The 7,981-nt window shown below is 62.8% G+C and carries 8 protein-coding genes; 4 read left to right on the top strand and 4 right to left on the bottom strand.

The window, feature by feature from the left end:
* The first annotated feature begins 534 nt into the window (after nt 1-534).
* Entirely contained in the window at nt 535-1,422 is an 888-nt protein-coding gene (gene rhtA / locus ACM62G_RS22200; RefSeq protein ID WP_054056386.1) for a threonine/homoserine exporter RhtA, read from the top strand.
* Between the two features lie 170 nt (nt 1,423-1,592).
* Nucleotides 1,593-1,871, top strand: coding sequence for a hypothetical protein (locus tag ACM62G_RS22195; RefSeq protein ID WP_054056387.1), 279 nt, complete (start codon nt 1,593-1,595; stop codon nt 1,869-1,871).
* A gap of 13 nt (nt 1,872-1,884) precedes the next feature.
* On the opposite strand, the gene ACM62G_RS22190 is transcribed toward ACM62G_RS22195, so the two are convergent.
* The gene (locus tag ACM62G_RS22190; protein WP_054056388.1) at nt 1,885-2,451 is read right to left on the bottom strand and encodes a TetR/AcrR family transcriptional regulator; all 567 of its coding nucleotides are present in this window, start codon (nt 2,449-2,451) and stop codon (nt 1,885-1,887) included.
* 93 nt (nt 2,452-2,544) lie between these two features.
* Here ACM62G_RS22190 and ACM62G_RS22185 point away from each other — a divergent pair, with 93 nt between their 5' ends.
* Together ACM62G_RS22185 and ACM62G_RS22180 are read left to right on the top strand one after the other, a co-directional pair.
* On the top strand, nt 2,545-3,285 hold the full coding sequence (locus ACM62G_RS22185) for an SDR family oxidoreductase (protein WP_419735561.1): 741 nt from the start codon (nt 2,545-2,547) through the stop codon (nt 3,283-3,285).
* A 36-nt stretch (nt 3,286-3,321) separates the two neighbouring features.
* Entirely contained in the window at nt 3,322-3,912 is a 591-nt protein-coding gene (locus ACM62G_RS22180) for a 2-hydroxychromene-2-carboxylate isomerase (RefSeq protein WP_273826405.1), read from the top strand.
* A gap of 149 nt (nt 3,913-4,061) precedes the next feature.
* Here ACM62G_RS22180 and ACM62G_RS22175 read toward each other — a convergent pair whose 3' ends face one another.
* The 3 genes from ACM62G_RS22175 to ACM62G_RS22165 all read right to left on the bottom strand — a co-directional run bounded on the left by ACM62G_RS22175 (nt 4,062) and on the right by ACM62G_RS22165 (nt 7,925).
* Nucleotides 4,062-5,870, bottom strand: a complete 1,809-nt coding sequence (locus tag ACM62G_RS22175; RefSeq protein WP_419735560.1) for an aminopeptidase P family protein — start codon at nt 5,868-5,870, stop codon at nt 4,062-4,064.
* A gap of 58 nt (nt 5,871-5,928) precedes the next feature.
* Nucleotides 5,929-7,098: an aminotransferase class V-fold PLP-dependent enzyme gene (locus tag ACM62G_RS22170; protein WP_419735559.1), complete on the bottom strand. Its 1,170-nt coding sequence runs from the start codon at nt 7,096-7,098 to the stop codon at nt 5,929-5,931.
* Nucleotides 7,099-7,298: 200 nt separating this feature from the next.
* The gene (locus tag ACM62G_RS22165; RefSeq protein WP_416769758.1) at nt 7,299-7,925 is read right to left on the bottom strand and encodes a LysE family translocator; all 627 of its coding nucleotides are present in this window, start codon (nt 7,923-7,925) and stop codon (nt 7,299-7,301) included.
* Nucleotides 7,926-7,981 lie beyond the last annotated feature (56 nt).

Below are 7,981 nucleotides of genomic sequence, written 5' to 3'. Positions count from 1 at the left end.
CGAATTGCTTGATTCAGTTGTTAAAGAGCGTTTGGCGAGCTGTTCGCTCAACCGAGGCGCGCATTCTACAGCAGCCTCATTTGCTGTCAAGTGATTATTTTCATAAGCTTTCAGAATTTCTTCTTCAACTTCAACCACTTGCGCTTCCGATCTCTCGTTAGCGGGAGGCGAATTCTACAGCGTTACACGCTGCTGTCAACACCTCTTTTACAGCTTCTTCCGTGTTTCGATGATTTGAAGCTGCGCCGCCTGAAACAAGATAACTCGTTGAATCTCAAGGAGTTTTCCGTTCGAACTGCGCCGGAAGTGGGGCGCATTATAGGCCCCTGGGAATGAGCGTCAACCGTTATTTTCGGATTTTTTTCATGAAAATCAGAAGCATGGATTCACACCCTTCCCCTGTGGAAGCCGGCTTCCACCACACCCATACAAACAATAGGTCAAGACATTTGAGCAATATATTGCTCAATCATCCATTGTTCAGCATCATACCCGGGCATCCCTTCATATCTATACGCTCCGGACATCCACCCCATGACCCAGCAATCCCGCAGCCTGGCCACGACAATCTTCCCCGTGGCCCTGCTGATCATCGCAATGGCCTCCATTCAATCCGGGGCCTCCCTGGCCAAAAGCATGTTCCCGGTGGTCGGCGCCCAGGGCACCACTACCCTGCGCCTGATCTTCGCCAGCGTGATCATGCTGCTGATCCTGCGCCCATGGCGGGCGACACTCACCGCCAGGTCCCTCGGCACCGTAGCCATCTACGGGGTCGCCCTGGGTGGCATGAACCTGCTCTTCTATATGGCACTGAGAACCGTGCCCCTGGGAATCGCGGTCGCCCTGGAGTTCACCGGGCCACTGGCCGTGGCGCTCTACGCGTCACGCCGGGCCATCGACTTCCTGTGGATCGGCCTGGCAGTCACCGGCCTGCTGCTGTTGATTCCGACCTCGGGCACCAGCACCAGCATCGATCTGGTCGGCGCGCTCTACGCGCTGGGCGCGGGAGCCTGCTGGGCCCTCTATATTCTTTTCGGCCAGAAGGCCGGCGCGGACAATGGTGTCCAGACCGCCGCACTGGGCGTGATGATCGCCGCCCTGGTCGTCGCCCCCGTCGGCATCGCCCACGCCGGCACAGCCCTGCTGAGCCCGGCGCTGATTCCTGCCGCCCTCGGCGTCGCCGTCCTCTCCACCGCCCTGCCCTACAGCCTGGAGATGGTCGCCCTGACCCGTATCCCGGCCCGCACTTTCGGTACCCTGATGAGCATCGAACCGGCCTTCGGCGCCCTGTCCGGCCTGCTGTTTCTCGGCGAATACCTGTCCCTGGCGCAGTGGCTGGCGATCGCCTGCATTATCTGCGCTTCCATAGGTGCGACGCTGACCATGCGCAGCGAACCCAAGCCGGCAATCGCGACTGATTGATACAACACGTGACGTTACTCTGGCATTTGTCGCGCAAATAAGACATGTTTACGCCTAACTCAATGCCAGCCTTGATAAATTCGGACGGGGCGCTCAAGGAAGAAACAGGTGGGCACGAAAGAAGCCAAACCCGGGCGGGTTGATCCGGGGGCTGGAGATTAAGGACAGTAATGAAGCGTTTTTTGATTGTCTTGGCAGTACTCGCCGTCGCCGGTTGTGCCGCGACCTCCAAACCCATCAAGCACGGCAAGCGGGGGCTGCACATCAACTGTTCGGGGCTGACGTCCTCCTGGGACAAGTGCTACACCAAGGCCGCCAATTCCTGCAGCGACAAGGGCTACAAGATACTCGCCAAGTCCGGTGACGCCGTCGAGGATCCCGGCGACTATCCTTTCGGCCTGAACCCGGCCGGTTATACCAGTCGCAGCATGATCATCATCTGCAAGTAGGCCAAAGCCGCCACTACGCGGACGGCTGGCCGATCTGGCGACCGATTTCGTCGCGACTCGACTTCAGCACCTGCTGCTGAAGCTCCGGCGTCGACATCATGCGCGCCACCACCAGCGCCCCCACGCACTGGGACAGGATCGACCAGGCCTGACTCTCGCTACCCAGCGCCTGCGCCCAGCGCTGTTGCAGCCGACACATCCAGGCCTCGGCCCGCTCACGCACAGCCACGTCGGCCCGGGCAATCTCCGCACCCAACGCCGGCAACGCACAGCCACTCTGCGCCTGTTCGACATGGCTCATGCTCAGGTACAACCTCAGGCATCGTTCCAACTGAGCAGGATCCGGCTCCCCTTCTCCACCCAAGCGCGCCACGCTGCGGCTCAACTCCCGTTCGACAATCGCCCCGAACAACTCGTCCTTCGACGAAAAATGCCCATAAAACGCCCCACCGCTAAGACCGATGGCTTTCATCAGGCCATCCACCCCGATGGTGGCAAAGCCTGATTTTTTCGCCGAAGCCGCACTGCTTTCCAGCAGACGCTCGCGGGTTTCCTGCTTGTGACTGAGCGAGTAACGCATGGTGCTGTTCCTGTTCACGACCTTGACGCTGGTCGAATCGTAGCATAACGTTCGTTTAGTTAACGATAGTTTACTAAAAGAGCGATGCTGACCATGACTACTGCAAACAACCACAAGAAAGTCGTATTGGTCGTCGGTGCCGGCGACGCCACTGGCGGAGCCATATCCCGACGCTTCGCCGCCGAAGGCCTGGTCGCCTGCGTGACACGGCGCAGCGCCGACAAGCTGCAACCTCTGGTCGAAGGCATCCGTCAGGCCGGTGGCGAGGCCCATGGTTTTGCCTGTGATGCACGCAAGGAAGAAGAGGTGGTTGCCTTGATCGAGCAGATCGAAAACCAGATCGGTCCGATCGAAGCCTTCGTCTTCAATATCGGCGCCAACGTGCCCTGCAGCATCCTTGAGGAAACCGCCCGCAAGTATTTCAAGATATGGGAAATGGCCTGCCTCTCCGGCTTCCTCAATGCCCGCGAGGTCGCCAGACGCATGGTCACCCGCCAGCGCGGCACCATCCTGTTCACCGGTGCCACCGCCGGGCTGCGCGGAGCCGCCGGGTTCGCCGCATTCGCCGGCGCCAAGCACGGGATCCGCGCCCTGGCCCAGAGCATGGCGCGGGAACTGGGGCCACTGAACATCCATGTCGCCCACGTGGTGGTCGATGGCGCCATCGACACCGACTTCATCCGCACCAGCTTTCCGGAAAAGTACGCCCTCAAGGACCAGGATGGCATCCTCGACCCGGCCCATATCGCCGAGAACTACTGGTACCTGCACAACCAGCCGCGGGACGCCTGGACCTTCGAACTCGACCTGCGGCCCTGGAACGAACGCTGGTAAGCTCATCCCCACGACAACAACAAGGATGCTTCATCCATGAAAAAAAACGTCGAGTTCTATTTCGATCTGGGCAGCCCTGCCTCCTATCTGGCCTACACCCAACTGCCCGGAATCTGTGCCCAGGCCGACGCCCGACTGGTCTACCAGCCGATGCTGCTGGGCGGCGTGTTCAAGGCCACGGGCAATGCCTCGCCCGCCGAGATTCCGGCCAAGGGGCGCTACATGATCCAGGACCTGGCCCGCTACGCCCAACGCTACGGCGTCCCCTTTCGCTTCAACCCGCACTTCCCGGTCAATACATTGCTGCTGATGCGTGCGACCACCGGCGTACAATTGCGCCAGCCCCAGCGTTTCGTCGAATTCGTCGATGCGTTGTATCGCGCACTGTGGGTCGATGGGCGCAACATGAATGATCCGGCTACGGTTGCGCAGGTGCTGGTCGAGAATGCCTTCGACCCGCAACCGATCATTGCGCTGACCCAGGATGAGCAGGTCAAGGCCGTACTGAAAGAGAAGACCGAGCAGGCCCTGCAGCGCGGGGTGTTCGGTGCGCCGAGCATGTTTGTCGGCGAACAGTTGTTTTTCGGGCAGGACCGTCTGGAATTCGTCCGGGAAGCGTTGGCCTGACCGGCAGGAGTGTCAGGCAGCACAGATGCCACCTGCCAGATCGTTTTCGCCGGCAAGCCCGGCTCCTACAGGGACGTATCGCATGCTGATTCTGCGTATAGCGCTGTTCCCCTGCAGGGGCGGGCTGGCCCGCGAAAGGGCCCTGAAGATCAGATTGCCGCAGTACGGGTATTCAACCACTCCAGCGCCGCACCGCTGAGCAGCGGACTCAGCCGCTCACGCACCTCGGCATGGTAGCCGTTGAACCAGTCGCGCTCCTCCTGCGTCAGCAACGCCGGCTCCAGGCAACGGGTATCGATCGGACACAGGGTCAGGGTTTCGAAGCGCAGGAACTCGCCGAACTCGCTCTCGCCTGCCTCACGGTTCATCGCCAGGTTCTCGATACGCACCCCCCAACGACCCGGGCGATAGGTGCCCGGTTCGATCGAGGTGATCATCCCCGGCTGCATCGCCGTCTGTGGCGCCGCCACCGCCTGGTAGGCGATCACCTGCGGCCCCTCGTGAACATTGAGGAAGTAACCCACGCCATGGCCGGTGCCATGCCCGTAGTTGACGTTGTCCGCCCAGATCGGCGCGCGGGCGATGGCATCGAGCAACGGCGAAAGAATGCCGCGGGGGAAACGTGCCCGGGACAAGGCGATCACACCCTTGAGCACTCGCGTGCAGTCGGCTTTCTGCTCGGCGCTCGGCGTGCCCACCGGGACCATCCGGGTGATGTCGGTGGTGCCGCCCAGGTACTGGCCACCGGAGTCGATCAGCAACAGGCCGTCGCCTTCGATCACTGCATGCTCCTGCTCGGTCGCATGGTAGTGCGGCATCGCGCCATTGGCATTGAAGGCGGCGATGGTGCTGAAGCTCAGGGACACATAACCAGGACGACGGGCCCGGGCAGCCGTCAGCTTCTCGTCGATGGTCAGTTCGGTGATCCGCTCGCGACCCAGCGCGGTTTCCAGCCAGGCGAAGAACTCGCACAGGGCCGCGCCATCCTGCTCCATCGCCTGGCGGATATGCACCGCGTCCTCCAGGCTCTTGCGCGACTTGGCCAGGGTGGTCGGGTTCAACCCTTCCACCAGCCTGACTTCGGCGCCCAGGTTGTCCAGCAGGCCACTGGTGACCCGGGCAGGATCGACCAGCAGGCTCGCACCGGCCGGCACGGCCGCCAGGGCCGCGGCAATTTCGGCATAGTCACGCAGGCTCACGCCATCGCGCTTGAGGATCTGCACCAGCTCGGCGCTGACCTTGTCCAGCGCCACGAACAGCGTGGCCTGCTGCTGGTTGACCAGGGCGAAGGAGACGAACACCGGGTTGAACGACACATCGGCGCCACGCAGGTTGAACAGCCAGGCGATGTCGTCCAGGGTCGCGATGAAATGCCAGTCGGCGCCGCGACTCTTCAGTTCTTCGCGCAGTTGCGCCAGTTTCTCGCCACGGCTGACCGTCGCCTGCGGCGGCAGGTGCTCGTAGACCGGCTGGCTCGGCAGCACCGGACGGTCTTCCCAGACCTGTTGCAGCAGATCGATGTCGGTACGCAGGCGCGCACCACGGGCTTGCAGCTTCTCTCCCAGGGTACGCGCCGAAGCCAGCGCCATCACCGCGCCGTCCACCGCGACCACGCCGCCGGCCGGCGTCTGCTCGGCCAGCCACTCCAGCGGCCCGGGTTGCCCAGGCTGCAGCTTGACCAGCTCGATACCGCTGCCGCCCAGTTCCTTGGTCGCCTGCTCCCAGTAGCGGCTGTCAGCCCAGACCCCGGCAAACTCCGCCGTGACGATCAGGGTACCGACCGAGCCATGAAAGCCCGACAACCACTGCCGCCCCTGCCAGTAGGCCGGCAGGTACTCCGACAGGTGCGGATCGGCCGATGGCACCAGCAAGGCGTGGATACCCTCGCGCTTCATCAGCTCGCGGGTGTGCGCCAGGCGCTGGGGTACGGTTCCCTGACTCGAGGTCTGCGTGCTCATCATGTCTCCTGCTACTCACGGGTTTGATTGTTGTGCGGCGCTGATGATGGATCAGCCGTCACGACGGGGCAACTGCCCAAAATGGCACCGCGGCACCGGCGCAGGCCTTGATTGCCGCGGCCGCCCGGTCGATATCCTGCTCGGTGGTGAAACGTCCGAGGCTGAGCCGGATGGTACGCGCCGCGGAATCGGCATCGTGCCCCAACGCCAGCAACACATGGGACGGCGCATTGCTCGCCGAATTGCACGCCGAGGTAGCCGAATAGGCCAGCGACTGGCTGAGTTGCGCGCCATTGAACCGACCCTCGGCGAAGGTCAGGCTCAGGGTATGGGGAATACGCTGCTGCGCACTGCCGTTCAGGCGCAGGCCCGGGATATCCGCCAACTGGTCCAGCAGGCGCTGGCGCAGCGCACGGATCAGCGCCGCCTCTTCTTCGAAGGCCCCGGTCGCCAGGGCAAAGGCGCTGCCCATGCCGGCGATCTGGTGGGTCGCCAGGGTCCCCGAGCGCAGGCCACCTTCATGGCCGCCACCATGGATCTGCGCATGCAGCCGCTGCCGGGCGCGCGCTCCGACATACAACGCGCCGATGCCCTTGGGTCCGTACAGCTTGTGCGCCGAGAACGACATCAGGTCCACCGGCAACTCGCCCAGGTCGATGGCCACCTTGCCGGCGCCCTGGGCGGCGTCCACATGGAACAGCGCTCCCTGTTCGCGAACCTGCTGACCGATGGCGCGGATGTCGTTGAGCGTACCCAGTTCGTTGTTCACCAGCATCAACGACACCAGGAAGGTGTCCTCGCGCAGCGCTTCGGCGACCCTCTGCACGGTGATCAGCCCTTCGGCGTCCGGCTCCAGCCAGGTCACCTCGACCCCGCTTTCCTCCAGTTGGCGGGCGGTGTCGAGGACCGCCTTGTGTTCGATCCGGCTGGTGACCAGGTGCCCGCCGCTCGCGCCACGGGCCTGGGCAACACCCTTGAGGGCCAGGTTGTTCGATTCGGTGGCACCGGAGGTCCAGACGATCTGCTCGGCGCTGGCGCCCACCAGGGTCGCCACCTGTTGCCGGGCCTGCTCGACCGTCTGCCGGGCGCGCTGGCCAAAGGCGTGGGAGCTGGAGGCCGGGTTGCCGAAGTTGCCGGAGAAGCCCAGACACTCGACCATGACCTGAATGACCCGCTCATCCACCGGTGTCGTGGCGGCGTAGTCGAAATACAAGGGAAGTTGATTCATGGCAAAAGACTCATAAAGCGTGTCCCGCGGATCGATCTCTCACTGCAGTCAACCGAGAGTTGAACGAACAGCTGTACCCGATGGAAAACGATCAAGGAAAGATGACTTTCATGCAAAGTGCGTAGGAACGCTCCTGGAATCCAGCTTACAGGGCCGGGAAAGGTGTTGCGAGCACCAGTCGCCCCTGCTCCGTCGAAGGCTCAGTGCAACAGTTGCTGCACACTCTCATGCACCAGCGGGTACAGGGAAATCACCAGCAACAGCGCCATGGCCACGTTGAACAGCCGCAACCAGCGGGGCTCGCGCAGCACATTGCGCAGCAGACTGCCGCAGGCGGCCCAGAGGCTGACGCTGGGGGCATTGATCAAGGCGAACACGGCGGCGATCACCAGCACGTTGCTGAAATAGCCCTGCAGCGGCGTGTAGGTACTGATCGCACCGATTGCCATCACCCAGGCCTTGGGGTTGACCCACTGGAATGCCGCGGCATTCCAGAAGCCAAACGGCCTGCCCTGTCCCTGGTCGGTTTCGGAGACCGGCCCCGAGCCGGCGATTTTCCAGGCGAGATACAGCAGGTAGGCACCGCCGATGTAGCGCAAGGCGGTATAGAGCGCCGGATAGGCCTCGAACACCGCCCCCAGGCCGAGCCCCACGGCCAGAACCAGCACGAAGAAACCGCTGGAGATGCCCAGGATATGGGGAATGGAGCGGTTGAAACCGAAGTTCACCCCGGAGGCCAGCAACATGGTGTTGTTGGGACCGGGCGTCACGGAAGTCACCAGGGCGAACAGGGCAAAGCCCAGCAGGAGGTCGAGCGAAAGGGTCATGGCGGGCATCCGGCAAGCGTATCAGTCAGGCGCTCACCCTATCCCAGCGACCCGGA

Origin of the sequence: Pseudomonas sp. COR18, from assembly GCF_048568395.1 — a bacterium.
Taxonomy (GTDB): domain Bacteria; phylum Pseudomonadota; class Gammaproteobacteria; order Pseudomonadales; family Pseudomonadaceae; genus Aquipseudomonas; species Aquipseudomonas fuscovaginae_B.
This window is presented reverse-complemented; position numbering and strand designations above follow the sequence as displayed.